The organism is Massilia sp. TSP1-1-2 (assembly GCF_049896185.1).
In the GTDB taxonomy this organism is placed as follows: Bacteria; Pseudomonadota; Gammaproteobacteria; order Burkholderiales; family Burkholderiaceae_D; genus Telluria_A.
The window spans coordinates 1-26,647 of record NZ_JAFCTU010000035.1; the positions used below are offsets into that span (position 1 = coordinate 1).

At 63.1% G+C, this 26,647-nt stretch carries 21 protein-coding genes and 1 pseudogene; 19 read left to right on the top strand and 3 right to left on the bottom strand.

Going from position 1 to position 26,647, the window contains the following annotated elements:
* Positions 1-78 precede the first annotated feature (78 nt).
* Positions 79-453 (bottom strand): annotated as a pseudogene (locus ACP7BV_RS22375) (cbb3-type cytochrome c oxidase subunit I); the annotation flags it as partial.
* Positions 454-730: 277 nt separating this feature from the next.
* Between ACP7BV_RS22375 and ACP7BV_RS22380 the strand changes: the two are divergent.
* From ACP7BV_RS22380 to ACP7BV_RS22430, 11 genes are all read left to right on the top strand, one after another.
* Entirely contained in the window at positions 731-1,996 is a 1,266-nt protein-coding gene (locus ACP7BV_RS22380; RefSeq protein WP_426106929.1) for an Hsp70 family protein, read from the top strand.
* A gap of 8 nt (positions 1,997-2,004) precedes the next feature.
* Complete coding sequence (locus ACP7BV_RS22385; RefSeq protein WP_426106930.1) at positions 2,005-2,646, top strand: 3'-5' exonuclease; 642 nt, start codon at positions 2,005-2,007, stop codon at positions 2,644-2,646.
* A 21-nt stretch (positions 2,647-2,667) separates the two neighbouring features.
* Positions 2,668-3,027 (top strand): hypothetical protein, encoded by a 360-nt coding sequence (locus ACP7BV_RS22390; protein WP_426106932.1) that lies wholly within the window; start codon positions 2,668-2,670, stop codon positions 3,025-3,027.
* A 70-nt stretch (positions 3,028-3,097) separates the two neighbouring features.
* The gene (locus tag ACP7BV_RS22395) at positions 3,098-4,465 is read left to right on the top strand and encodes a hypothetical protein (RefSeq protein ID WP_426106933.1); all 1,368 of its coding nucleotides are present in this window, start codon (positions 3,098-3,100) and stop codon (positions 4,463-4,465) included.
* An 11-nt stretch (positions 4,466-4,476) separates the two neighbouring features.
* Positions 4,477-5,397: a metal ABC transporter substrate-binding protein gene (locus ACP7BV_RS22400; protein WP_426106934.1), complete on the top strand. Its 921-nt coding sequence runs from the start codon at positions 4,477-4,479 to the stop codon at positions 5,395-5,397.
* A complete protein-coding gene (locus tag ACP7BV_RS22405; protein WP_426106936.1) occupies positions 5,394-6,203 on the top strand; it encodes a metal ABC transporter permease in 810 nt (269 codons plus the stop codon). The genes ACP7BV_RS22400 and ACP7BV_RS22405 overlap by 4 nt, the downstream gene beginning before the upstream one ends.
* A gap of 248 nt (positions 6,204-6,451) precedes the next feature.
* Positions 6,452-7,846 (top strand): SEL1-like repeat protein, encoded by a 1,395-nt coding sequence (locus tag ACP7BV_RS22410; RefSeq protein WP_426106938.1) that lies wholly within the window; start codon positions 6,452-6,454, stop codon positions 7,844-7,846.
* Between the two features lie 157 nt (positions 7,847-8,003).
* Positions 8,004-8,636 (top strand): methylamine utilization protein, encoded by a 633-nt coding sequence (locus tag ACP7BV_RS22415; protein WP_426106939.1) that lies wholly within the window; start codon positions 8,004-8,006, stop codon positions 8,634-8,636.
* A gap of 5 nt (positions 8,637-8,641) precedes the next feature.
* Positions 8,642-10,996, top strand: a complete 2,355-nt coding sequence (locus ACP7BV_RS22420) for a putative bifunctional diguanylate cyclase/phosphodiesterase (RefSeq protein WP_426106996.1) — start codon at positions 8,642-8,644, stop codon at positions 10,994-10,996.
* A 241-nt stretch (positions 10,997-11,237) separates the two neighbouring features.
* Positions 11,238-13,415 (top strand): prolyl oligopeptidase family serine peptidase, encoded by a 2,178-nt coding sequence (locus ACP7BV_RS22425; protein ID WP_426106997.1) that lies wholly within the window; start codon positions 11,238-11,240, stop codon positions 13,413-13,415.
* A 171-nt stretch (positions 13,416-13,586) separates the two neighbouring features.
* The gene (locus ACP7BV_RS22430; protein ID WP_426106941.1) at positions 13,587-14,318 is read left to right on the top strand and encodes a hypothetical protein; all 732 of its coding nucleotides are present in this window, start codon (positions 13,587-13,589) and stop codon (positions 14,316-14,318) included.
* A gap of 88 nt (positions 14,319-14,406) precedes the next feature.
* Here the strand turns inward: ACP7BV_RS22430 and ACP7BV_RS22435 are convergent, their stop codons facing one another.
* A complete protein-coding gene (locus ACP7BV_RS22435) occupies positions 14,407-14,982 on the bottom strand; it encodes a helix-turn-helix domain-containing protein (protein WP_426106942.1) in 576 nt (191 codons plus the stop codon).
* A gap of 208 nt (positions 14,983-15,190) precedes the next feature.
* On the opposite strand from ACP7BV_RS22435, the gene kbl reads away from it, so the two are divergent.
* The 7 genes from kbl to moaD all read left to right on the top strand — a co-directional run bounded on the left by kbl (position 15,191) and on the right by moaD (position 22,983).
* Positions 15,191-16,402: a glycine C-acetyltransferase gene (gene kbl, locus ACP7BV_RS22440; RefSeq protein ID WP_426106944.1), complete on the top strand. Its 1,212-nt coding sequence runs from the start codon at positions 15,191-15,193 to the stop codon at positions 16,400-16,402.
* A gap of 49 nt (positions 16,403-16,451) precedes the next feature.
* Positions 16,452-17,414, top strand: a complete 963-nt coding sequence (locus tag ACP7BV_RS22445) for an NAD-dependent epimerase/dehydratase family protein (RefSeq protein ID WP_426106945.1) — start codon at positions 16,452-16,454, stop codon at positions 17,412-17,414.
* A gap of 28 nt (positions 17,415-17,442) precedes the next feature.
* On the top strand, positions 17,443-18,840 hold the full coding sequence (locus ACP7BV_RS22450; RefSeq protein WP_426106947.1) for an L-serine ammonia-lyase: 1,398 nt from the start codon (positions 17,443-17,445) through the stop codon (positions 18,838-18,840).
* 167 nt (positions 18,841-19,007) lie between these two features.
* Complete coding sequence (locus ACP7BV_RS22455; protein WP_426106948.1) at positions 19,008-19,859, top strand: substrate-binding periplasmic protein; 852 nt, start codon at positions 19,008-19,010, stop codon at positions 19,857-19,859.
* Positions 19,860-19,967: 108 nt separating this feature from the next.
* Complete coding sequence (thrC, locus tag ACP7BV_RS22460) at positions 19,968-21,443, top strand: threonine synthase (RefSeq protein ID WP_426106949.1); 1,476 nt, start codon at positions 19,968-19,970, stop codon at positions 21,441-21,443.
* 22 nt (positions 21,444-21,465) lie between these two features.
* Positions 21,466-22,719: a gephyrin-like molybdotransferase Glp gene (gene glp, locus ACP7BV_RS22465; protein WP_426106951.1), complete on the top strand. Its 1,254-nt coding sequence runs from the start codon at positions 21,466-21,468 to the stop codon at positions 22,717-22,719.
* A 6-nt stretch (positions 22,720-22,725) separates the two neighbouring features.
* Positions 22,726-22,983 (top strand): molybdopterin converting factor subunit 1, encoded by a 258-nt coding sequence (gene moaD / locus ACP7BV_RS22470; RefSeq protein WP_426106952.1) that lies wholly within the window; start codon positions 22,726-22,728, stop codon positions 22,981-22,983.
* 76 nt (positions 22,984-23,059) lie between these two features.
* On the opposite strand, the gene ACP7BV_RS22475 is transcribed toward moaD, so the two are convergent.
* Positions 23,060-25,486, bottom strand: a complete 2,427-nt coding sequence (locus ACP7BV_RS22475; protein ID WP_426106954.1) for a sensor domain-containing protein — start codon at positions 25,484-25,486, stop codon at positions 23,060-23,062.
* A 178-nt stretch (positions 25,487-25,664) separates the two neighbouring features.
* Between ACP7BV_RS22475 and ACP7BV_RS22480 the strand changes: the two genes are divergently transcribed.
* A complete protein-coding gene (locus ACP7BV_RS22480) occupies positions 25,665-26,426 on the top strand; it encodes a TenA family transcriptional regulator (protein WP_426106956.1) in 762 nt (253 codons plus the stop codon).
* Positions 26,427-26,647: the final 221 nt, after the last annotated feature.

Consider the following 26,647-nt stretch of genomic DNA (forward strand, 5'->3'; position numbering starts at 1 on the left):
AAAAAGGAGAAAAATCCAGAACTCAAAAAAGCAGCGTAGAAACCGCTTTTAGGCGACAACTAGCTTGCAAATTACCGGCAACCAGAACGAAAAATTGTTCATGCGCGCAAACGCCATGTCGCCCGCGCCCACCTGCAGCGGCACCATCCAGTTGGCGAAGCCGACAAAGGCGGGCATGATGGCGCCGAACACCATGATCAGCCCGTGCATGGTGACAAACTGGTTGTAGAGCTCCGGCGCAAAATATTGCAGGCCCGGTCGGAACAGTTCCATGCGCAGCAGCAGCGCAAGCACGCCACCCACCATGAACATGGTCACGGAAAACCACAGGTACAGCGTGCCGATATCCTTGTGGTTGGTGGCGTACAGCCAGCGCCGCCAGCCGTGCGGATGTCCGTGTTCGTGCTCGTCAACAAATTCCGGGGTTTCGCCATCTGCCGTCGTGACACGCATTGCCGCCTCCTGCAATATTAAAACCGATCACAGATCAATTACAGTGCGACTGACTATAGCGAGGCGAGGCGGGGGCACGATAAGGCGTTTTAGCGCGCCTTGACGCCGGTCATGCGGGGGCGTAGCGCACGAAACTTGGACCGTGTTCAGATGTCGCCCAGCCGCAGGGAATTTCCGGCGACGAATGGGACTTGGAATCCGGTAAGAATCTTGTAAGAATCTGGTAAGAATCTGGTAAGAATCTGGTAAAATATCGCCCCTTACGACAAAGGGTCACATGGGCAACGCTTGCGGCGTCGATTTCGGGACGTCTAATTCCACGGTTGGTTTCATCAGTCCGCGCGCCAATGGCGAGGCGGGTTCGGCTTTGCTCGCGCTCGAAGACGGCAAGCCGACTTTGCCGTCGGTGGTGTTCTTCAACGCTGACGACGACGAGGTCAGCTACGGCCGCGCGGCCCTGGCCGGCTACCTGGCCGGCTACGAGGGCCGCCTGATGCGCTCGCTTAAAAGCTTGCTGGGGACGAGTCTGATCGATGGCCAGACCGAAGTGGGCGGGCGCGCCTTGCCGTTTCGCATGCTGCTGACGCACTTCATTGGCGAGGTCAAGCGGCGCGCCGAGCGCGAGGCGGGCCGCGAATTTACCTCGGCAGTGTTCGGCCGTCCCGTGTTTTTCATCGACGATAGCGCCACTGCCGACAAGTTGGCCGAAGATACGCTGGCCGGCATCGCGCACGCGGTCGGCTTTAAAGACGTGGCCTTTCAGTTCGAGCCGATCGCCGCCGCGTTCGACTACGAATCGCAAATATCTAGCGAAGAACTGGTGCTGATCGCCGACATTGGCGGCGGTACGTCCGACTTTTCACTGGTGCGCCTGTCGCCGGAGCGCTCCCGCAAGGCAGAACGGCGCGACGATATCCTCGCGACTGGCGGCGTGCATATCGGCGGCACCGATTTCGACAAATACCTCAGCTTGTCGTCCGTCATGCCGCTGCTTGGCTACCAGAGCCTGATGAACAATGGCAGCGCCATTCCGTCGAGCTATTACTTTAACCTGGCAACCTGGCACACGATTAATCTTGCCTATACCAAGAAGATCTGGACCCAGCTGGCCGATGTGGCGCGCGACGCGCGCGAGCCCAAAAAACTCGGCCGCCTGCAGCGCCTGATCGATGACCGCGCCGGCCACTGGCTGGCGATGAAGGTGGAGGAGGGCAAGATCGCCCTGTCGGGCGCGGCCAGCACCGAATTGCACCTGGAGCGCTTGTCGCCGCCCGAAAACCTGGTGCTGCACCGCAAGGATTTTGAAGAATCCATTGTCCACCTGGTCGGCCAGATCGACCAGACCGTGCTCAAGCTGCTGGCGGACGCGGGCGTGCGTGCCGACGCGGTCGATACCGTTTTCTTTACCGGTGGCTCGAGCGGCGTGCGCATGCTGCGCGAACGGATTGGGGCGCTGTTGCCCCGGGCGCGCAAGGTCGAAGGCGATCTGTTCGGCAGCATTGGCGCCGGCCTGGCCCTTGATGCAGTGCGCAAATACGGGTAGGCTACGGCATGTTTGAAAAACCTATCGTCATGCTTGACTTCGAGACCACCGGGCTTTCGCCCGCGATGGGAGACCGCATCACCGAGGTGGCCGCGCTGCGCATCGTGGGCGGCAAGGTCACCGAGCGCTACGTGTCGCTGATCAATTGCCAGGTCAGAATTCCTTCCTTTATCACCCACCTGACCGGCATTTCCCAAGCCATGGTCGACAGTGCGCCGCCAGCCTCGCGCGTGGTGCCCGAGCTGCTCGACTTCATCGGGGACGACGCCTTGTCGGCCCACAACGCAAGCTTTGACGAAAAATTCCTCAAGGCCGAGGCGGCGCGGCTGGATTTGGCGCCGCGTCACGTCGGCCTGGTCTGTTCGCTAAAACTGTCGCGCCGCGTGTTCCCTGGACTGGGCAGCTACAAGCTCGGTTTGCTGTCCGGGCAGCTCGGTATTCGCTTTCGCAGCGCGGCGCACAGGGCCGAGTCCGATGCCGAAGTGGCGGCCGAAGTGCTGATCCATATTAGCCGCCATCTGGGCAGTACTTACAAGCTCGGACCGGTTTGTCCCCAGCTACTGGTCTCGGTAAATAAATTAAGTGCGGCCAAAGTGCCCGACTTCCTGCATAAATACGCTGTTACAAATAAGCAGCCAGATATTTCCTAATCGTCTTACAATAGCGCTACCATGACCCGCCAGGCCTTCGTCCGTGTTCTGTTGTCGCTGCTACTGCTTGTTTCACAGCAGTTGGCGTCCACGCACGTGCTCTCGCACTTGACCGGGCAGCGTAACAATGCCGGTACGGCGCAGGCCCAGGCCCGGACCCAGGGCGACGCCGACGGCGCCCTGAAGGCGGCGCTGGCGCAGGACCAGAGCTGTAATCAGTGCCTCGCCTTTGCGCAGCTGGCCGGACCGCTGGTCAGTTCGCCGGCGCAACTAGACGTGCCGCAGCAAGCGTCTTTTGCCATCGCCGGCATTCCGGCGCGCGCCGCTGGCGCCCGCATCATTCTCGCCTTCCAGTCCCGCGCTCCCCCCGTCCTGTCCTAGTTTTTTTGCATTTGCTCGTCCGCTGCGCCTTGCGCAGGGGCTTGTCATTCTTATTGCTAACAGGATTATCATGTTCAAACGTTCCATTCTTGGCGCGGCATTGCTTGCCGCGTTTGCAGCACCGGTGTCGGCTTTCGCCGCTGACGACAAGGAACTGGCCGCCATCCGCGCCCAGATCCAGGAAATGAAGCAATCCTACGAAGCGCGCCTGCAAGCGCTCGAGCAGCGTTTGCAAGATGCGCAGGCCGCTACGGCGCAGGCCCAAAACAGCGCGGCCCAGGCCGCTGTCCAGACTCCAGCGCAGGCGCCGGCCCCAGCCGTCGCGCCGGTGGCGGCCAACAGCAATGCCTTCAATCCCGATATCTCCATGGTTCTCGGCGGCAGCTTCAACAACCTGTCGCAAGACCCAGGCAGCTACCGCATCCAGGGCTTCATGCCGCTGGGCGGCGAAGTAGGCCCGGGCGCGCGCAGTTTCAATTTGGGCGAGTCGGAATTGACCTTGTCGGCCAATATCGATCCCATGTTCAGCGGGCGCCTGACCTTTGCCTTGTCCGGCGAAAACGAGATTGGCGTGGAAGAAGCGTTTGTGCAAACGCGCGCGCTTGCCGGCGGCGTCAATGCGCGGGCCGGGCGCTTCCTGTCCTCGATCGGTTACCTGAACGGCCAGCATGCGCACACCTGGGACTTTGTCGATGCGCCGCTGGCGTACCAGGCCATGTTCGGCGGCCAGTACAAGACCGATGGCGGCCAACTGACCTGGCTGGCGCCGACCGACACCTATATTCAACTGGGCATGGAAGCCGGACGCGGCGCTGCGCCGCCAGGCAACGATCGCAACAAAAATGGCTTCAATTCCACAGCCGTGTTCGCCCACGCCGGCAACGATATCGGCGACTCGGCAAGCTGGCGCGCCGGCCTGTCCTACCTGCGCACGGGCGCTGTCGAGCGCGCCTTCGACAACGCCGGCTTGACCGCCGCCTTCACGGGCCGCTCCACGGTGCTGATGGCCGACGCGGTCTATAAATGGGCGCCGAATGGCAACGCCACCCAGCGCAACTTCAAGCTGCAAGGCGAGTATTTGCGGCGCAAGGAAAGCGGCAGCCTGGCCAATGACGGCGCCAGCGGCGACTACGCCGCCGTCCAGTCGGGCTGGTATGCGCAGGCGGTCTACCAGTTCATGCCGGCCTGGCGCGCCGGCCTGCGCTACGACCGCCTGGCGTCGGGCACGCCGGCTATCGGCCTGACCGGTGCCATGTTTCCGATCCTGGAAAGCTATGCGCCACGGCGCAGCAGCCTGATGCTCGACTATAGCCCGTCGGAATTTTCTCGCATGCGCCTGCAGTTCGCGCGCGACCAGGCCCGTTCCGGCACGCCCGACAATCAAATATTCCTGCAGTACATCATGAGCCTGGGCACACACGCTGCCCACGCGTTCTAAGGAGCACAATAATGAACAACATTATCAACAACATCGTCAAACAATCGCTGGTTTCGATTTTTCTCGCCGCAGCAAGCCTGAGCGCGCACGCGGCCGTGAGCGTGCTGGCCTGCGAACCGGAATGGGAAGCGCTCACCGTGGAACTGGGTGGCGACAAGGTTAAAGTGAGCAGCGCCACCAATGCCTTGCAAGATCCGCACCGGATCGAAGCGCGCCCGGGCTTGATCGCGCGCACCCGCAATGCCGACCTGATCGTGTGCACCGGGCTGGAACTGGAAACGGGCTGGTTGCCGGTACTGGTCCAGCAGTCGGGCAATGCCAAGATTGCCGCCGGCCAGCCGGGCAACTTTGTAGCGGGCAGCTTTGTGCCGCGCCTTGACGTGCCGGCCAAGCTGGACCGCAGCGAAGGTGACGTGCACGCATCGGGCAATCCGCACATTCAGCAAAATCCCCATAATATTGCGCTGGTTGCCGCCGCCCTGTCCAAGCGCCTGGCAGAGATCGACCCGGCCAATGCCGCCCACTATCAAGTGCGCTACAAGGATTTTTCCGGGCGCTGGAACGCCGCCATGCTCAAGTGGGAACAGCAGGCGGCGCCGCTGCGCAATGTGGCCGTGGTCGAGCATCACAAGAACATGGAGTATTTGATGAACTGGCTCGGCTTGCGCCAGGTCGGCACGCTCGAGGCCAAGCCGGGCGTCGAGCCTAGCGCGGCCCAGCTTGGGCAATTACTGTCCCAGCTGCAAGGCCAACCGGCGAAGATGGTCTTGCGCGCCGCCTACCAGGATGCGCGCGCGTCCAATTGGCTCTCCGAGCATGCCCGTATTCCCGCGGTCGTGCTGCCGTTTACGGTGGGCGCCGATGCGCAGTCGAAAGATCTGTTCGCCATGTTTGACACCACCGTCCAGCGCCTGCTGGCTGCAGCGAAATGAACGACACGGGTCTGGACTTGATGATCGTGCTGCCGGCCTTTCTGGCCGGCATCCTGGTGCTTGCCACCCACGTTCCACTGGGCGCGCAAGTGCTCAAGCGCGGCATCGTCTTCATCGATCTGGCCATCGCGCAGATCGCCGCGCTCGGCGTCATCATTGCCAGCAGCGGCCAGCTCGACCCCAGCGGCTGGGCGGTGCAGGTGGCAGCCGGCGTGGCGGCGGTGCTGGGCGCCTTGCTGCTGACCTGGACCGAAAAACGCTGGCCCGACGTGCAGGAGGCGCAGATCGGGGTCATGTTCATTTTGGCGGCCACAGCCGGCCTGCTGCTGGTGGCGCACAACCCCCATGGTGGCGAGCATATGCAGGAGTTGCTTGCCGGGCAGATTCTGTGGGTCAGTTTCGGACAGTTACTGATGCCGGCATTGGGTTCGGTCGCGATCCTGGCGATCCTGTACTTCTTCAATCACCGCATGGGGCGTCTGGGTTTCTACCTGGTGTTCGCGATGGCCGTGACTGCCTCGGTCCAGCTGGTGGGCGTGTACCTGGTCTTCGCCAGCCTGATCGTGCCCAGCCTGGCGGTGCGCCATTATGCCGAACCGCGCAAGCTGTCGCTCGCTTACCTGACCGGTGTGGGCGGCTATGGCTTCGGGTTGGTGGCGTCGGTGTTTCTCGATCTTCCGTCCGGTGCGCTGATCGTCTGGTGCCTGGCGTTGCTGGCGATGGTGGTGTACGCATGCGGTCCCAAGCCGGCCCGGGAGGCGGCCAAAGTGGGCGTCAGATGCGACCATGTCCCGATGAGGCACTAACCCGAAACAGGGCCGATGCTGCTCCGGCGCGCCCGATACTTTCCGCATGCAATTGAAACCCCGCCGTGAACACGCACTGCGGGGTTTTTTCATGTGCCATATCGTGCGTGCACGGCCACGCTTTTGCGAACAGTCAAACGCCGTCATTCTTCCCATATTAAAATTTTAGCAATACTTCTCAGCTCGCTTAGTGCCTGTTACAGCTCCATTAATCCTGCGTTTTTACGGCTTCGCGCCGGAGGATGAGCATGAACCGCCAGAATATATCTCGCGAGAACTATCAGACTTACGTGTGGTTCCGCCAGGCAGCTGAGCGCGGCGACGCATATGCCCAGTTCAATCTGGGCCTGATGTACAAAAAAGGCGATTGCATCGAGCGCGATTACGCGCACGCCTACAAGTGGTTGCGCCAGGCTGCGCTGCAAGGACTTGCCTTTGCCCAGAACCACCTCGGCGCCCTGTATTACAACGGCCGCGGCGTCGAGCGCAGTGATGCCGAGGCCACCTACTGGTTTCGCCACGCGGCCGAGCAGGGCGACGCGTCGGCCCAGCAAAACCTCGGGCAAATGTACAAGAAAGGCCGCGGCCTTGAACAAAACCATGAACTGGCCCTCGCCTGGTTTTACCGGGCGGCCGAGCAAGGCGTGGCCAGCGCGCAAAGCTTGCTGGCCGAATGCTATCTGTTTGGCCACGGCGCGCCGATGAACTTTCCGCTTGCCATGGCCTGGTTTCGCAAGGCGGCGGTGCAGGGCGAAGTGCAGGCCCAGCTCAACCTGGGCTTGATGTACAAGCGCGGGCAGGGGGTTGAAGCGAATGACGCGCAAGCGCTGTGCTGGTTTCGCCAGGCGGCAGCGCAAGGCTGTGCCGGCGCCCAGCGCCAGCTGGGCGTGGCCTATGCCGAAGGCCTGGGCGTGCGCTGCGATGCCTTGCGCGCCTTTGCCTGGCTGCAGCGCGCAGCCGAGCAGGGCGACCGCGACGCCCAGTTCAGCCTGGGCGTGATGCTGGCCAACGGCCAGGGCGTCGAGCAGGATGAAGCGCTTGCCATGGCCTGGTACCTGCGCTCGGCCGAGCAAGGCCACATCCTGGCGCAATACAACTTGGGCAGCATGTACGCCAACGGCCGCGGCGCGCCGCGCGACGAATTGCGCGCGCTGGAATGGTATCGCCGCGCCGCCGACCAGGGAGCACCCAACGCCCAGTTTAACCTGGGCGTTATTTATGCTACCGGCCAGGGCGTCCCCAAGAATGAAGCGCAAGCGGCGCGCTGGTACCGCATCGCCGCCGAGCAGGGCGACGCCAGTGCGCAAAACAATCTCGGCGTCATGTATGCGAACGGGCAAGGCGTTGCGCAGGACGACGCACTGGCCGTGCACTGGTACCAGCAGGCGGCCGAACAGGGCCATGCGCTGGCCCAGTACAACCTGGGCGGCATGTACAGCAGCGGGCGCGGCGTGCCGCGCGACACCGTGCGCTCCTACATGTGGATGCTGCTGGCCGCCGACGCTGGCGACGAAACGGCCAGCGCCAACAAGAGCATCGTCGCGCGCCGCCTCACCCCGTCCGAAATCGGCTCGGCGCTCGACCTGTCGCGCCAGTGGCAACTGAGCCATGCAACGGGCGCCGCCGCCCGCGGCGCGCACTGAGCGGCAGCGCGGGCATGTATATAAAGGCAAGGCGTGCAATGTGCCGTGCCGAATTGCCCTGGCGCGATTGAAAGTTCTTCTCGGAACTTTCGCGATGGCGCTACAATAGTCCGGCAGGCAGGCATACCGATGCCAGACTTCCACCCGACCGAGGCTCATGAAACTTCCCTTCCGACCCGCCTTGCTGGCAACAATGTGTTTGGCCGCGTACGGCGCCCACGCCGGCGCGCTGACGGTGCAGGTCAGCGACAGCGCCGGCAAGCCGCTCGCCGACGCCGTCGTGGTTGTCGACGCCGAGGGCGGTGTGGCCATGCCGCGCGTGTTAACACCCGGTCAGATCGAACAGCGCGGCCTGAAGTTCCTGCCCTTGGTCACCGTGATCCAGACCGGCAGCCGCGTGTCGTTTCCCAATAACGACAAGGTCAAGCACCATATCTATTCGTTTTCGCCCGCCAAAAAATTCGACCAAAAACTCTATAGCGGCGTGACGGCCGCGCCGCAAGTGTTCGAGAAAGCCGGCCTGGTGGTCTTGGGATGCAATATCCATGATCGCATGGTGTCATATGTGAAAGTCGTCGATTCTCCCTATTTTGCCAAGACCGACGCGGCCGGCGTGGCGCGCATCGAGGTGCCGGCCGCCGGCAAATACACCGTGACGGCCTGGCACTACCAGATGAACGGCGCCATTGCCGAGCAAAGCGTCGCGCTCAGGAGCGAAGCGCCGTCGGCACTTTCGTTCAAGCTGCCGCTCAAACCGCCGCCAATCGGGGCCGACGCGCCGAGCAACTAGTGAAGATGCGCTTCAACAGCCTGGAAGGGCGCATCGCGACACTGTTTCTGGCCTTGATCATCGTCGTACAGGTGCTCGGCTTGCTGGTAATCCAGCAAGGCATCGAGCGCAATGCGCGCGCCTCCATCGCCACCGAACTCGATAACGGCGAGAAGGTGTTCAGCAAGCTTCTGGAGCAAAGCGCGCAAACCCAGCGCTTTTCGGCCCAGGTACTGGCGCGCGACACCGCTTTCGTGCAAGCGGTCGGCAATGGCGCTGCGAACGACCGCGCCACCATCGAATCAGCCCTGCAAAACAGCGCGCGCCGCGCGCACGCGGACCTGACCATGCTGATCGACGGCGAGCGCAAGGTGAGCGCTGCCAGCGGCATCGCCATGCGCTCCTCGATCGAACATCTGGTCCTCGGCCTGCTCGACCGCGCCGAACAGGCCGACGGCGCCAGCGCCATTGCCGTGGTCGACAACCGCCCGGTGCAGATCGTCGTCATGCCGGTCAAGGCGCCGATCACGATCGCCTGGGTGGCGATGGGTTTTGCCATCGAGCGCGAGCTGGCGGTGGACATGCAGCAGTTGTCCGCCCTTGACGTGGCCATCCTTGCGCGCGCGCCCGACGGGCGCTGGACGCCGGTTGCCTCGACGCTGGCGCCGGCGCTGATGCCCCAGGTGGTCAGCGACTTGCACGCCTTGCCCGGCAAGTCGGCGCGTTCCATCGAGATCGATATCGGCGGCAGCCCGTACAGCGCGCGCCTGGTGCAGATCGGTCCGGATGCGGGCGTCCTGCTGGCGCGCTCAATTGACGCCGCCACCGCGCAGTACGTACGGCTCGAACGCACGCTGGTAGCCTTGACCGTGATCGGGATTTTGGTGGCCGGCGTGGCGGCGGTGCTGACCGCCAAGCGCGTCGCCCAGCCGCTGCGCGAACTGGCGGCCACCGCGCGCCGGCTTGAACGGGGCGACTACCGCGGCCAGATCAATCTGGAGCGCAATGACGAAATCGGCGCGCTGGCCAAGGCCTTTGACAGTATGCGCGACGGGATCGCCAAGCGCGAGCACGAGATCGGCCGCCTGGCCTACTGGGATTCGCTGACGGGCCTGCCTAACCGCGCCCAGTTCGTGCTGCTGCTGGGCGAAGCGCTGACCGAGGCGGGCCGCGCCGGTCACGCGGCGTTCGTGCTGATGATGGACCTGAACCGCTTCAAGCACGTCAACGACGTCATGGGCCACGACTTCGGCGACGAGCTGCTGCGCCAGGTCGCCGCGCGCCTCAAGCTGCACATGGCGGCCGCCGATCCGTCGGCGCACGTGGCGCGCCTGGGCGGCGACGAATTTGCGGTGCTGCTCTCGGCCGTCAACGTGGAGCGCGCGCAATCTGTCGCGGCGGGCATCCTGCAGGTGCTCGAAGTACCGATTTCACTCGATGACCAGACCGTCGACATCGGCGCCGGGCTAGGCATCGCAGCCTTTCCCGCGCATGGCGCCAAAGCCGAGGAGCTGCTGTCGATGGCCGAAGTGGCGATGTACCAGGCCAAGCAGAGCAACGACGGCGCTATTTTGTACGAGGCGGCCATGGACACGGCCAGCGCCAAGAGCCTGGGCTTGTTGAGCGAACTGCGCAACGCGATCGAACGCGACGAATTTCGCCTGCACCTGCAGCCCAAGCTGCGCCTGGACACCGGCGAAGTGGTGGGCGCCGAAGCGCTGGTGCGCTGGGTCCATCCCGAGCGCGGCAACGTGTTCCCGGACGAATTCATCCCGTTTGCCGAGCAGACCGGATTCATTCGCGTACTCACGCGCTGGGTGCTGGAGCGCTCGGCGGCGCTGTGCCGGCAGCTGGCCGAGCAAGGCATCCACCTGAAAATATCGGTCAACCTGTCGACCCGCGATTTACTCGACCAGGACCTGCCGGCCAAGTTTGGCGAGATTTTGGAGCGCCACAAAGTGGCGGCGCAATCGTTCTGCCTTGAGATCACCGAGAGCGCCATCATGGACGACCCGGTGCGCGCCCAGCTCACGCTCGAGCGGCTCCATGCGATGGGCGTGGATTTGTCGATCGACGATTTCGGCACCGGTTATTCGTCGCTGGCCTATCTCAAGCGGCTGCCGGTCGACGAACTGAAGATCGACAAGTCGTTCGTGCTCAACATGGAGCACGATAGCGGCGACACCAAGATCGTGCGTTCGACGATCGACCTTGGCCACAACATGGGTTTACGCGTAGTGGCCGAGGGGATCGAGAGCGAGGCGGTGTGGCGCCTGCTGGCGGCGTTGGGATGCGACCAGGGGCAGGGCTATTTCATGAGTCGGGCAATGCCGGGCGACGAGCTGGCCGCGTGGATCGCGGCCTGGGTGCCGCCGGTATAGCCACATTTGCAGGGCTCCGCCCAAAAAGTCTCGGCACCCGTGCAGGTCGAAATGCGCTGCGCTTTTCCGTATCGACGGCCTACTGTTCCTGGTTCTACGAAGTATTTTTTTAGCCATGTTGAGCTCGCCCGTGCCGCATTTTCACGTTATCATCTCCCCCGGCATATCGCCAGCAGCGGCAGTCCGCGATCCGGTCTTGCCGTCTTCGACTCTTTACCCAAAAGACGGAAATTTTATGCAAATGAGGCACGTCACCCTGGTCGCCAGCCTGCTCGCCATGCTCGGCACACTCAGCACGTTCAGCGCAAACGCAGTCGCGCAATCCTGCCCCCCGGGCGCGTCAACAATGAGCTATCCGGCGACTCTGAAGGGCACGCAGCAGGATATTTACCACGGCACCACCATCGCCGACCCGTACCGCTGGCTCGAAGACGCCAACAGCGCCGAGACGCGCGCCTGGGTCGAGGCCGAGAACAAGGTCACGCAAGCGTTCCTGGCCCAGATCCCGGAGCGCGAGACCATCAAGCAGCGCCTGACCAAGCTGTGGAACTATGAGCGCTACGGCGTGCCGTACAAGGAAAGCGGGCGCTATTTCTACAGCCGCAACGACGGCCTGCAAAACCAGGCGGTCCTGTACACGATGAAGTCCCTCGCTGACGAGCCGCGCCTGCTGCTCGACCCGAATACGCTGGCCGCCGACGGCACCGTCGCCCTGGCCGGCAGCGCCGTCAGCCCGGACGGCAAATATCTCGCCTACGGCACTGCAGCGTCAGGCTCGGACTGGAACGAATGGAAGGTGCGCGACATCGACACCGGCAAGGACCTTGACGACCACCTCAAGTGGGTTAAGTTCTCCGGCGCCTCCTGGACTGCGGACGGCAAGGGCTTTTTCTACAGCCGCTACGACGCGCCCGACGAAGCGGGCATGCTGGCCAGCGTGAACTACTTCCAGAAGCTGTACTTCCATAAAATCGGCACGCCCCAAAGCGCCGACGTGCTGGTCTACGACCGGCCCGACGAGAAGGAGTGGGGCTTCGGCGGCGAAGTGACCGACGACGGCAAATACCTGATCATCACCGCCTCCAAGGGCACGGCACCCCGGAACCGCGTGTTCTACAAGGATCTCTCGAAACCGGGCAGCAAGGTGCTGCCGCTGATCGACAAGTTCGAAGCATCGTACGACTTTATCGACAACGACGGCGCAGTTTTTTACTTTAAGACCGACAAGAACGCCGCGCGCGCGCGCGTGGTCGCCATCGACACGCGCCACCCGCAGGAAGCTTCCTGGAAGCAGGTCCTCGGGGAGTCTGCGCAAACGCTGGTGGGCGCCAACCTGGTCAACAACCAGATCGTTGCCGAGTACCTGGCCGACGCGCGCAGCATGGTCAAGGTGTTCGACCGCAAAGGCAAGCTGGCACGCGACATCACCTTGCCCGGCATCGGCACGGTCAGCGGTTTTGGCGGCAAGCGCAAGGATGTCGAGACGTTCTATTCGTTCACCGGTTTCACCAACCCGACCACCATCTACCGCCTCGACATGAAGAGCGGCGCAAGCACGGTGTTTCGCAAGCCGAAGGTCGACTTCGACCCGGCCGGGTACGAAACGCGCCAGCAGTTCTACACCAGCCGCGATGGTACCAAGGTGCCGATGTTCATCGTCTCCAAAAAAGGCATCAAGCTCGATGGCAGCAATCCGACCTACCTGTACGGCTACGGCGGCTTTAACGTCTCGATCACGCCGAGCTTTTCGCCCGCCAACCTGGCGTGGATGGAAATGGGCGGCGTGTACGCGGTGGCCAACCTGCGCGGCGGCGGCGAATACGGCGAAGCCTGGCACGAGGCCGGGACCAAGCTGCACAAGCAGAACGTGTTCGACGACTTCATCGGCGCGGCCGAATGGCTGATCGCGAACAAGGTCACGTCGCCCGCCAAGCTGGCGATCGGTGGCGGCAGCAACGGCGGCCTGTTGGTGGGCGCGGCGATGACGCAGCGTCCGGAGCTGTTCGGCGCGGCCATCCCGCAGGTGGGCGTGCTCGACATGCTGCGCTTTCACAAGTTCACCATCGGCTGGGCGTGGACGTCCGACTACGGCTCGTCCGACAACGCCGACGAATTCAAGGCGCTGGTCAAGTATTCGCCGCTGCATAACATCAAGCCTGGCGTGTGCTACCCGGCCACGATGATCACGACGGCGGACCACGATGACCGCGTGGTCCCGGCGCACAGCTTCAAGTTTGCCGCGACCGCGCAGGCCGCGCAGCCAAGCGGCGGCGCGCCTATCCTGATCCGCATCGACGTCAAGGCGGGCCACGGCGCCGGCAAGCCGACCACCAAGGTGATCGAAGAAGTCGCCGACCGCTGGGGCTTCTTGAGCCGCACCCTGCAAATGGCGGCGCCGGCCAAGGTGGCCGCGCAGTAAAGAGCTGTGCAACGACGTCGCCTTCGCGGCGACGTCGTGCGCGCGGTGGATTCAAGCGCGGCGGTATCATATTTCGGTACGCAAGGTCGCCTTGCAAGGTACGCGCGGCCCTCGGGTATCGTCATCAAGCCTGGCCGGTCACACTGGGGTTTTTCAACGCCAAGGACCACCATGCCGCTTGCCCCTGCCAGAGTGCACCTCGCCCCGTACCTGGGCTTTGCCTTGATTGTCGCGCTGACCGCTTTCGGTCCCATCGCACAAACGGCCAACTATCACGACTTTGCCGACCAGCGCACGCTCTTTGGCTTGGCCAATGCCGGCGACGTCTTGTCCAACCTGGGTTTTCTGCTGGTAGCCATGGTTGGCTTTGCCGCGCTGCGCCGCGCGCGCCGTGACGATCCGGCCCGCCTGGCCAACGCGGTGTTTTTCGGCGCCATCGGCGCGACGGCTCTCGGGTCAACCTGGTATCACATGGCGCCCGACAATGCACGCCTGGCGTGGGACCGGTTGCCCATCGCGCTCGCATGCGCGGCCTTGCTGGCAGCGGCCGTGCGCGACGCCTATCCGAATACGAAGACGCAACTGCCGCTGCTGGTGCTGACGGGCTTGGGGGCGCTGAGCGTGTTCTGGTGGTCATGGAGCGGCGACTTGCGCTTCTATCTGCTGATTCAGGCCGCGCCCCTGGTGCTGATTCCGGTGCTGCAGTGGCAGTCCGGCGCGCTGATGGCCCAGCGTACCTTGTTCTTTGTCGCGATAGGGTTGTATGTGTGGGCCAAGCTGTTCGAAGTGGCCGATCAGGCGGTGTTTCAGGCGCTGGGCTTTGTCAGCGGACACACGCTCAAGCATCTGCTGGCGGTGGCTGCGGCCTTTGTGCTGGCCTTTGCATTTGCCAGGCGGCGCTAAATGTCACCTGGTGCCGGTGACGCGGCATCGCCCCAAATGTAGGCTGGAAAAGGCCGCAGGCCGCATTCCACCACGCGTCGCCAGCGACCTACCGGTGCACAACCACCAGCAAGGCCTTGGCCTCGGTCTTGCCCGCATTGCGCAGTACGTGGTTCTGGTCGGCCGGATACCTGGCGGTGCCGCCCACCTTCAGCTTCTTTTTCTCGACCCCGACTTCCACTTCCAGTGTCCCGTGCAGCACCGTCACGTGCTCGGTCGTTCCCGGGTCATGCGCCTGCGACGCCAGTTCGCCCCCTGGCGCGAGCGTGAGCTCATACCATTCATACTTGCCGGCCATCTCCATCGGCCCCAGGATACGCAGCACGTAGCCCGCATGCGCGCCCGGCAAGGTGGGCGTTTCATGCGCGTCGAGCACGCGGATCGTCTCGGCCGCGCGCGTACCAGACGAGAGCAGCTCGCCGATCGCCACGCCCAGCGCATTGGCCAGGCGCCAGGTGATGGCAATCGTCGGATTCGCTTTCTCTCTTTCAATTTGCGACAACATCGATTTCGACACCCCGGCGATGCGCGACAAGTCCTCCAGCGTCAAACCGCGCGCGAGGCGCAAGCGCTGCAGCGTTGCGCCCACTTCAGGAGGAGAATTGGGACCGAGCGTGATATTCATGATTTTTGCCAATTCATAGGTGCGAGACAACTAGGTGCGAAACCCGGTGCGAGACGAAACAAACTGATGCTTGCCAAGTTCAACGGCCTTGGGTAATATCCACTATATTGAATTTTAGTTCGATATCGCGGAATTGTCATCATAGTGCGATCACGGTACAGCATACTGCAACAGTCGGTCAAGCCGGCAACCACAGACGAGGGACAAGATGAGCGATCAAGCGAAAAATGCATTTTTCACCGGCCTGCAAGCCAACCTGGATACGCTGCGCGGCCAGGGCCTGTACAAGCCTGAGCGCGTGCTCGCTTCGCGCCAGGGCGCCGAAGTGGTGGCCGACGACGGGCGCACCCTGATCAATATGTGCGCCAATAATTACCTTGGCCTGTCGGGCGACCTGGAAACCCAGAAGGCGTCGATCGAAGCGACCGAAAAATACGGCTACGGCCTGTCGTCGGTGCGCTTTATTTGCGGCACCCAGACCGTGCACAAGGAACTGGAAAAAGCCCTTTCCAGCTTTCTGGGCATGGAGGACACGATCCTGTACGCGGCAGCGTTCGACGCCAACGGCGGCCTGTTCGAGCCGCTCTTCGACGAGAACGACGCCATCATCTCGGACGCGCTGAACCACGCATCGATCATCGATGGCATTCGCCTGTGCAAGGCGGGGCGCTATCGCTACGCGCACAACGACATGGCCGACCTGGAAGCGCAGCTCAAGGCGGCCTTTGATGCGGGCAAGCGGCACAAGGTCATCGTGACCGACGGCGTGTTCTCGATGGACGGCACGATCGCGCGGCTCGACAAAATCTGCGACCTGGCCGACCAGTACGGCGCGCTGGTGATGATCGACGAGTGCCACGCATCGGGCTTCATGGGCAAGACCGGGCGCGGCACGCACGAGCACCATGACGTGATGGGCCGCATCGACATCATCACCGGCACGCTGGGCAAGGCGCTGGGCGGCGCGATGGGCGGCTTTACGGCTGCGCGCAAGGAAGTGATCGACACGCTGCGCCAGAAGTCGCGCCCCTATCTGTTTTCCAACACGCTGGCGCCATCGATTGCCGGCGCCTCGCTGTCGGTGCTCGAGCGCCTGTCCAAGTCGACCGCGCTGCGCGACCGCCTGCACGAGAACACGGCCTACTTTCGCAAGGAGATCGAACGCATCGGCTTTACCATCAAGCCGGGCACCCATCCGGTGGTGCCGGTGATGCTGTTCGAAGCGCCCATCGCCCAGAAATTTGCGGCGCGAATGTACGAGCTGGGCGTGCTGCTGTCGGGCTTTTTCTACCCGGTGGTACCGATGGGCCAGGCCCGCGTACGCGTCCAGCTATCGGCAGCCCACACCCGCGAGCAGCTCGACATCGTCTTGAAGGCCTTTGAACAGGCCGGGCGCGAGCTGGACATCCTGAAGAACTAAGTAATGAACTAAGCATTGCTACACGCATCAACAGATCGGAAAAAATACCATGGAACGCATCCTCGTAATTGGCGCCAACGGCCAAATCGGCAGTGAACTGGTGGGCGCGCTGGCAGACCAGCATGGCGCGGCCAACGTGATCGCCTCCGACATCGGCGCGCTCAACGTCTACCAGGCGGCGCGCTACACGCGGCTCGACGTGCTGGACCAGGCGCGCCTGGCGGCGCTGGTGGAAGAAGAGGGCATCACCCAGGTCTACCAGCTGGCCGCGCTGCTCTCGGCCACCGGCGAAAAAGCCCCGCTCAAGGCGTGGGAACTGAACATGGACGGCTTGCTCAACATCCTGGAAGTGGCGCGCCTGCGCGGCGAAGAGGGCAAGCCGCTGCGCGTGTTCTGGCCGTCGTCGATCGCCGCCTTCGGCCCCAACACCCCGGCCCGGAACACGCCCCAATTTACGGTCATGGATCCGACCACGATCTACGGCATCAGCAAGCTGGCCGGCGAACGGCTGTGCGAATACTACTTTACCAAGTACGGCGTAGACGTGCGCAGCATCCGCTACCCCGGCATCATCAGCTTCAAGTCGCCCCCGGGCGGCGGCACCACCGACTACGCCATTGCCATCTTCCACGCCGCGCTCAAGGGCGAAAAATACGATTGCTTCCTTGGCCCCGAGACCACGCTGCCAATGATCTACATGCCCGACGCGATTCGCGCCACCATCGAATTGATGGATGCACCGGCCGACAAAATCGCCGTGCGTTCGGCCTACAATGTGGCCGGCGTGTCGTTCAACCCACGCGAGCTGGCCGCCGCGATTACCCTCGCCGTACCAGCGTTCACGATCGGCTACACGCCTGACAGCCGGCAGGCGATTGCCGCCACCTGGCCGCAAAGCCTGGACGACAGCACAGCAGCAGAACACTGGGGATGGAAAGCGGCGATCGGACTCGAACAGCTGGTCACCGACATGCTCGCAAACATCGACGTCGCTCTGGGCCAGGCCGCCTGACACGTTTCACAAAAACCTGGAGAACCCGATGGACATGAGCGTATTTGACCTATTCAAGATCGGCATTGGTCCGTCGAGTTCCCACACGGTGGGGCCGATGCTCGCCGCGCGCCGCTTTCTGCTCGAATGCGGCCCGCTGGACAACGCCGTCGGCGTCGAAGCGGCTCTGTATGGTTCGCTCGCGCTGACCGGCGTGGGCCACGCCACCGACAAGGCGGTCATCCTGGGCCTGATGGGCGAAACGCCGCAAGGCATCGACCCTGAAGCGGTGGAAGAGCGGCTGGCCGAAGCGGAGATGGATGGCGTCATCAAGCTGCTGGGCGTAAAAGACGTGCCGTTCACGGCCAAGGCCAACCTGTTGTGGAACAAGAGTTCGAGCCTGCCGGAGCACCCGAACGGCATGCGCTTTACGCTCAGGCTGGCCGACGGTTCGGCCATCGAGCGTATTTTCTATTCGGTCGGCGGCGGCTTCATTCACGCCGCGGGCGAATCGCACGCGCGCCAAAGCGGTTCGGGCGGCGAGAACCCGATTCCTTTTCCCTTCGATACCATGGACCAGCTGCTGGCCCATGGCAAAGCGACCGGCAACAGCATTGCCCACATGCTGCGCGCGAATGAACTGGCGCGCATGGGCGAAGCGGAGCTGGACGCAGGCCTGGACAAAATTTGGGACGTCATGCACGCCTGTATCGCCCATGGTCTGGTGACGGGCGGCCAGCTGCCCGGCGGCTTGAACGTCAAGCGCCGCGCGGCCAACCTGTGGAAGCAGGCGCAAGACGCCAAGAACAGCGACAACCGCGCCAACGACCTGCCGCACGACGCGCTGCACCAGGTCAGCCTGTATGCGATGGCCGTCAACGAGGAAAACGCGGCCGGCGGGCGGGTGGTGACGGCGCCGACCAACGGCGCGGCCGGGATCATCCCGGCGGTGCTGCGCTACTATGCCGAGGACTGCCGGCCGAGCGACCCGGTGGCGGGCGTACGCGCCTTCATGCTGACGGCGGCCGGCATCGGCATGCTGTGCAAGAAGAACGCATCAATCTCGGGCGCCGAAATCGGCTGCCAGGGCGAAGTGGGCGTGGCCTGCGCGATGGCGGCGGCGGGCCTGGTGGCGGCACTGGGCGGCAGCAACGAACAAATCGAAAACGCGGCCGAAATCGGCATCGAGCACCACCTGGGCATGACGTGCGACCCGATCGGCGGCCTGGTGCAGATTCCCTGCATTGAGCGCAACGGCATGGGTGCGATCAAGGCCATCACGGCCGCCTCGCTCGCGCTCAAGGGCGACGGCACCCACTTCGTCAGCCTGGACGACGTCATCGAAACGATGCGCCAGACCGGCGCCGACATGCAGGATAAGTACAAGGAAACGTCGCTTGGCGGCCTGGCCATCCACGTCGTCACCGTCAACCACGCCGCCTGCTAAAAAACAACATCTCCCCCGGGGTCAGTTCCCCCATTACGACACGAGCTCAACTGCAAACAGCTGAGCTCGTGTCGTAATATGGGAGAACTGACCCCGCGGGAGGGACTTGTCATTGCGCTTGAAAGCGGTTACTTTTGGCAGCACCGACCGCACCGATTGAGGATTGCATGCTTTTCTTCCGCTGGCGCCTGTTTCTGCTGATTGCAGCGCTGTGTGCGCCGTCAATCGTCGCCGCCGAGGTGGTGGTGCGCTATCCGCGCCCGGAAAGCGCGCCCGACGAGCGCTCCTATTACCCCTTGCGCCTGCTGGCAATGGCGCTTGAGCGCGCCGACATCGCCTACCGCGTCGAGCAGCACCCGGTGCGCATGCTGCAAGGACGCGCGCTGCTGCGCCTGGAAAACGGCGACGGTATCGATGTCGTCAGTACCATGACGTCGACCGAGCGCGAAGCCAGGCTGCTGCCAATCCGCATTCCGCTCGACAAGGGCTTGATCGGCTGGCGCCTGCTGCTCATTAACAAGACGCATGCGTCGACCTTCAATGCACTGCGCAGCATCAACGACCTCAAGCGGCTCACGGCCGGGCAGGGCAGCGACTGGCCCGATACGTCCATCCTGCGCGCCAACGGCTTGAACGTGTACGGCACGTCCAATTACGCGGCGCTGTTCAGCATGCTGGAAAGCGAACGCATCGACTATTTCCCCCGCTCCGTCACCGAAATATGGGCTGAGCTCGCGCTCTACCAGCAGCGCTTGGCCGTCGAACCTTCCGTGGTGCTGCATTACCCGACCGCCATTTATTTCTTCGTGCGTCAGGGCAACACCCAACTGGCTGCCGATATCACGGACGGTCTGGAAAAAATGATCGCCGATGGTTCGTTTGAAAAGTTGTTCCAGCAATACTATGGCGCCACGATCAGGAAAGCGGCCCTTAAAGAGCGCCGCGTCTTCGAGCTGAAGAATCCGCTGATGCCCAAAGACATGCCCATCGGCCGCAAAGCGCTGTGGTTCCACGAATAATTCGGGAAAACAAGCGTTTCGCGCAAGGAGCGTCGGTCCGCACTATAATATTCGCTCGAACGCCCTGTTGTGCTCCACGCTGCCAGCCCTAAACGGACCCCTCATACTATGCATTACGTCTCCACCCGCGCCGACAAGGCCGCCGCTTCGCCCACTCCCGCACAATTTTCCGACATTCTGCTTGGCGGCCTGGCGCCCGATGGCGGGCTGTATTTGCCGTCCGAATATCCGCAAGTCACCGGCGCCGAACTGGACGCCTGGCGCAAGCTGTCCTACGCCGACCTCGCCTTTGAAATCCTGCGCAAGTTCGCCACCGACATTCCAGACCAGGATCTGAGGGCGCTGACAAAAAAAACCTACACGCCGGCGGTCTACCGCAACGTGCGCAAGGGCGAAAAGGCAGCCGAGATCACGCCGCTGCGCGTGCTTGAACAAGACGGCGACAAGACTTTGATCCTGCAGGCGTTGTCGAACGGACCGACGCTCGCTTTCAAGGACATGGCGATGCAGTTGCTGGGCAACCTGTTCGAGTACACGCTGGCCAAGGACGGCGCCGAACTGAATATTTTCGGCGCCACCTCGGGCGACACCGGCAGCGCCGCCGAATACGCGATGCGCGGCAAGAAGGGCATCCGCGTGTTCATGCTCTCGCCGCACAAGAAAATGAGCGCGTTCCAGAGCGCGCAAATGTTCAGCCTGCAGGACCCGAACATCTTCAACATCGCCGTCGAAGGCGTGTTCGACGATTGCCAGGACCTGGTCAAGGCGGTCTCGAACGACCTGCCGTTCAAGGGCGCGCAAAAAATCGGCACCGTCAATTCGATCAACTGGGCGCGCGTGGTGGCGCAGGTGGTGTACTACTTCCGCGGCTACCTGGCCGCCACGACCGAGAACACCCAGAAAGTCTCGTTCACGGTCCCGTCTGGCAACTTCGGCAATATCTGCGCCGGCCACATTGCCCGCATGATGGGTTTGCCGATCGACCGCCTGGTGGCCGCCACCAACGAAAACGACGTCCTCGACGAATTTTTCCGCACCGGCGTGTACCGGGTGCGCAAGTCGGCCGAAACGTACCACACGAGCAGCCCGTCGATGGATATTTCCAAGGCATCCAACTTCGAGCGCTTTATCTACGACCTGGTCGGGCGCGACAGCGAACGTGTGCGCGCGCTGTTTCACACGGTGGAAACGCAGGGCGGCTTTGACCTGTCCGGCAAACCGGGCAGCGATGGCGACGAATTCAAGCTGGTCTCCGAATACGGTTTCCAGTCCGGCAAATCGACCCACAAGGACCGCGTGAACACCATCCGCGACGTGGCCGACGACTACGACATCACGATCGACACCCACACCGCCGACGGCATCAAGGTCGCGCGCCAGTACATGGCGCCGGGCGTACCGATGATCGTGCTCGAAACGGCGCTGGCGGCCAAGTTCAACGAGACCATCCTGGAAGCGCTGGGCGTGGACGCCGAACGTCCGGCCGGCTTCGAGAACATCGAAGCGCTGCCGCAAAAGTTCGTCGTCTTGCCGCTAGACGCGGCGCAGATGAAGGCCTTCATCGCGGCCAATACGGGTCTGTAACGTGGACCTCGGCGACAGGGACATGAGCGCCGGCGAACAGCGCCCGGCGCGCCCACCGATGCTGTCGGTGCAGGAGGCGCTCGCGTTCATGGCGCGTGCGGCGCTTGCCCCCGGTGCCGGCATGGAGAGCGAACTGGTAGCGACCCTGGCGGCGAACGGTCGCGTGCTGGCCGCGCCACAGGTGTCGGGCATCGACGTGCCCACGGCCGACAATACGCAAATGGATGGCTACGCCGTGCGCGCCGCCGACTGTGCCGGCGGCAGCGCCGTCTTGACCGTCTCGCAGCGCATCGCGGCCGGCCAGGTGGGCGACTATCTCGCGCCAGGCTGCGCGGCGCGCATCTTCACCGGCGCCATGATTCCGGACGGCGCCGACGCGGTGGTGATGCAGGAGCAGTGTGAAGCGGGCGAAGGCAAGGTCATCATCAGGCATGCGCCCCAGAGCGGCGAATGGATACGGCGGGCGGGTGAAGACATCGCCAGCGGCGCCGTCATCCTGGAACAGGGCACGCGCCTACGCAGCCAGGAGCTGGGCCTGGCCGCGTCAATCGGACTGGCGCAACTGCAGGTGTTCCGCAAGCTGCGCGTTGCCGTCTTTTTTACCGGCGACGAACTGGTCATGCCGGGCGAGGCGCTGGCGCCCGGTGCGCTCTACAATTCGAACCGCTTCACCTTGCGCGCCCTGCTGGAAAACCTCGGCTGCGAGCTGACCGACTTTGGCATCGTTCCCGATACGCTGGCAGCTACGCGCGACACCTTGCGCCAGGCCGCGCGCGCGCATGACCTGATCATCACCTCGGGCGGCGTGTCGGTGGGCGAAGAAGACCATATCAAGCCTGCGGTCGAAGCACAAGGACGCCTGAACATGTGGCAGATCGCCGTCAAGCCCGGCAAGCCGCTTGCCTTTGGCGAGATAGACCGCGACGGCGATCCCGCTTTTTTTATCGGCTTGCCCGGCAATCCGGTATCGAGCTTCATCACTTTTTTATTGTTCGTGCGGCCCTTTATCCTGCGCCTGCAAGGCGTGGCGAACGTCAAGGCGCCGCGCGCCTTTGCCATGCGCGCGGACTTCAGCTGGCCCAAGGCGGACCGCCGCAACGAATTTCTGCGCGTGCGCATCAACGACGGGGGCGGCCTGGAGCTGTTTCCCAATCAGGGCTCCGGCGTGCTGACTTCGACCGTGTGGGGCGACGGCCTGGTCGACAATCCGCCCGGCCGCATCATCGTGCCCGGCGACAGCGTGCGCTTTATCCCGTTTAACGAATTACTGTACTAGGACTTCATGAAAATTACGCTGCGTTTTTTTGCCAGCGTGCGCGAGCAGCTCGGCACGTCCCAGGAAAACCTCGCGCTGCCGGAAGGCGCTGCCACGGTCGAGGATGTACGTTTGCTGCTGGTGCAGCGCGGCGGCGTGTGGGCCACGGCGCTCGCGGGCGACAAGTCGCTGCGCACGGCGCTCAACCATGTCATGTGCAGCAGCGACACGCCATTGGCGCAGGACTGCGAAGTCGCATTTTTCCCGCCGGTGACAGGCGGCTAGCCGCAGGCAGAGATGCGTCGGTATCGGCCCCAAACCTCTGCAAAAAGCGCGGTGTCACTGCGCGCCAACTGTTTTTTTAGCCTGCCGCAAAGCTCGCGTCGGCCAGCAGCAGCTCGAACGCTGGCAGCGGCACCGGCTGGCTGAAGTAGTTACCCTGCACCTGGTCGCACCCGTTTTGCTTGAGAAAATCGCGCTGGCCCGGCGTTTCCACGCCTTCGCCGATGACGCCCATGTTCATCAGGTGGCCGATGCCAATGATCGTCTTGGCCATCATGTCGCTCAGGTTGTCGGTGGTCAGGCGCCCCACATAGGACTTGAAGATCTTCAGGTTCGTCACCGGCAGCGCGTTCAGGTTCTTGAGACTGGAGACCCCGGCGCCGAATTCATCGACCGTCAGCCGGATGCCCTGGCGCGCGATGTCGGTAAAGATGCGCTGCGACAGTTCGGCATTGCGCAGCAGGTTCGCTTCGCTGATCTCCAGCTCGAACGTTTCGGGGGCCAGATCCGACTGGCGCAGCTTTTCACCCAGCAGGGCAATGAAGCCGCGCTGGTTCAGTTCCCGAAACGACACGTTCATCGACATCACCAAACCCTGGAAGCCGAGCTGCTTGAGGCGCTGCATGACTTCGCACAGGCGGTTGAATACCCATTCGCCGAACGGCACGATGGCGCCGTTTTCCTCTGCCTCGAGGATGAACGAGGCTGGCAGCAGCAGACCCTGTTCGGGGTGGCGCCAGCGCGGCAGCGCCTCGGCGCCGACGATTTTTCCGGTCTTGAGCGAGAGCTTGGGTTGAAACACCAGGAACATTTCATCGTTCTCGAGCGCGTGGCGCATATGCGTTTCAAGCTTGAGCTTGGCGTCGGTGGCGACCTTCATGTCGTGCGAAAAAAACTGCACATCGTTGCGGCCGGCCAGCTTGGCGTGGTACATGGCCGTGTCGGCCGCGTGGATCAGTTCGCCCGCGTTGGCGCCGTCATGCGGGAAAACGCTCACGCCCATGCTCGCCTGCACGGCCACTTCGCGACCGTCGATGGTGACCGCGTTTTCCATGCCCTTGCGCAGGCGCTCGATCATGCGCAGCGTGTAGCGCAGCGACGGCTGGTTGACCAGCACCAGCACGAATTCGTCGCCGCCCAGGCGCGCCACGGTGTCGCTCTCGCGCACCGAACCGAGCATTTTGCGCGCCACCACGCGCAGCACTTCGTCGCCGGCTTCATGGCCGAGCGTGTCATTGATGACCTTGAAGTTGTCAAGGTCGACCAGAATGGTGGCCACCAGCGCCTTGCTGCGCTGGGCCATGTGGATGGCTTGCTCAAGGCGGTCCCAGAGCAGGTTGCGGTTGGCCAGCCCGGTGAGCATGTCGTGGTTGATTTCGTGTTCGAGGAAGGAGGTGCGCTGCTTCGATTCGGTCACGTCGTTCATGACGCCGATGAAATGGGTGCCGGCGCCGCTTTCGTTGACGACCGGCGCGACCGTCATCTCGTTCCAGAAGATTTCACCGTTCTTGCGCAAGTGGCGGCACGTGACGCGCGTTTCGCGCCGCTCGCGAATGGCGGCGCGCGCCAGCGCGTGCTGGTCGTCGTCGATGCCCGGAATGGACATCAGCGCGCTCACGTGCTCCCAATTGGTGCCCACGATGTCGGCGGCGCGGTAACCTGTGATGCGCTCAAAGGCCGGGTTGACGTACTCGATCGGATGCGATTGGCCGCTGTAGCGCGCGATCACGATGCCGTTGCTGCTGGCGTGCAGCGCCCGTTCGCGCAAGCGCAGCTGTTCTTCCTGCTTGCGGCGCTCGGAAATGTCCAGCCCCATGCCGCACACATAGGGCACGTCATTGACCAGGATGCGCGTGCCCGTAAACAGGAAGGGCGTGCTCGCGCCGCCGCCCGAGAGCAGGCTTGCCTCGACCACGACGGGCCCGTCGCGCTGCAGCACTTGCTCGATGCGGGACTGCACCAGCGCGCGTTCGTCCGGCGGAAACAGGTCGATGGCCGCAGTCGCTTCCACTTCGGCGTACGACAAGCCGGTGGCCCGTTCGACCCAGGTGTTCCACAACACCAGCCGCCCGGCCGGATTGATCATGTAGAACGTGCCCGGCAACAGGTCGATCACTTCGCCCGGCGGCGTGCGCGAGAGCAGGTCGTGTTCGCACAGCGCGGCTGCCGCCCCGCCATGCATGCGGCCGGCCCGCAGCAGGGCGCCAAAGCCGCACAGGCGGCCGGTCTTGCGGCATTGGGGCGCGAGCGTCAGCGCCGCCGGTACCACCGAGCCGTCGGCGTGCATCAGGTCGGACTCGACCGTCACCGGCGCTTCGCGCGCCGCTTCCAGCAGTTTGGCCAGGCGTTGCTGCGCTGAGTGCGGCAACAGGCGCTCCAGCGGGCGCGCGAGGATGTCGCGCGTGGCGTAGCCGAGCAACTGTGCGCAGGCGTCGTTCCAGGTCGCGATTTTGCCGTTGGGGGCGATCCAGAAGTTGACGACAGCGCTTTCGGTAGTAGCTTGCATGTTTGTCCCAGTCTCCCTGGAACGTGCCATAACTTGAATAAAGTAGTAGACAACCGGTCAAGGGCAAGCGTTCATGCGGCGGGCAAATGAATGCAAAATTGTCGGTTTGTCGGGCTCATCGTGCAACTATCGCGCACCAGACATGTCTTAGTTAGTTAATGCAGCCAAAGGCCATGTCATGAAAGAAAATGAATTCATCCGTAGCGGCCCGCTGATGGCGTTGGACAGCTACCCCGAGTGGGCGCAAGACATGATGCTGTCGGCGGAAGGCGTCAAACAGAAAGTGGTCAACCATGAGCTGTTCGACATGATCCGCGAGGCGCGTTTGCCGGCCGACGCCGTGTATCAATTTTTTGTGGGAGGCTGGCCCGTCATCGAGCAGTTCCCGCAGTACATGGCGGTCAATCTTTGCAAGGTCAAGTACGGCCGTTCAGTGGCCGAGAACATGGCGCGCAAATACCTGATGAAAAACATCCGGGTCGAGCAGAACCATGCCGATCACTGGGTCGAGTGGGCCATCGCCAGCGGCGTTTCGCGCGACGAGCTGTTTGATGCCGACGTGTCCGTTGAAAGCCAGGCGCTCAATCACTGGTGCTGGCACAGCTGCGAGCGCGATTCGCTCGCCACCAGCATGGCGGCGACCAACCTGGCGATTGAAGGTGCAACGGGGGAGTGGTCAACACGGATCTGCGCCTCCGACACGTACGAAAATTCGTTCGATCCAGATGAGCGCAGAAAGGGCATGCGCTGGCTGAAGATGCATGCGCATTACGACGATACGCACCCCTGGGAGGCGCTTGAAATCGTGTGTTCGCTGATCGGTCGCAAGGCCGAGCCAGCCTATGCGACCCTGTTAGGCAGGTGCATCGCCAACAGTTACGCGTACATGGCGCTGTCGCTGGACAGGTGCTTGATGGCCCCGTTGCAGCGTCGGCATTAACGGGGGGCGCAATAAAAGCGCCAGACCCTGTGTTTGAGAACGCTTGACCACATCGTCCTCGCGAACGAGGGTGTCGTAAAGCGCGTTGAGATCGGTCGGCCCGACAGAAATCGCGAAGGCTGCGAACGCGCACAAGAGAACAACGATGTGGGGGCGAGCTGTTTGCAGGTATAGTTTCATGCGAGCATGAAACTTCGTGTGAACGATGCAGGACTGCTGCA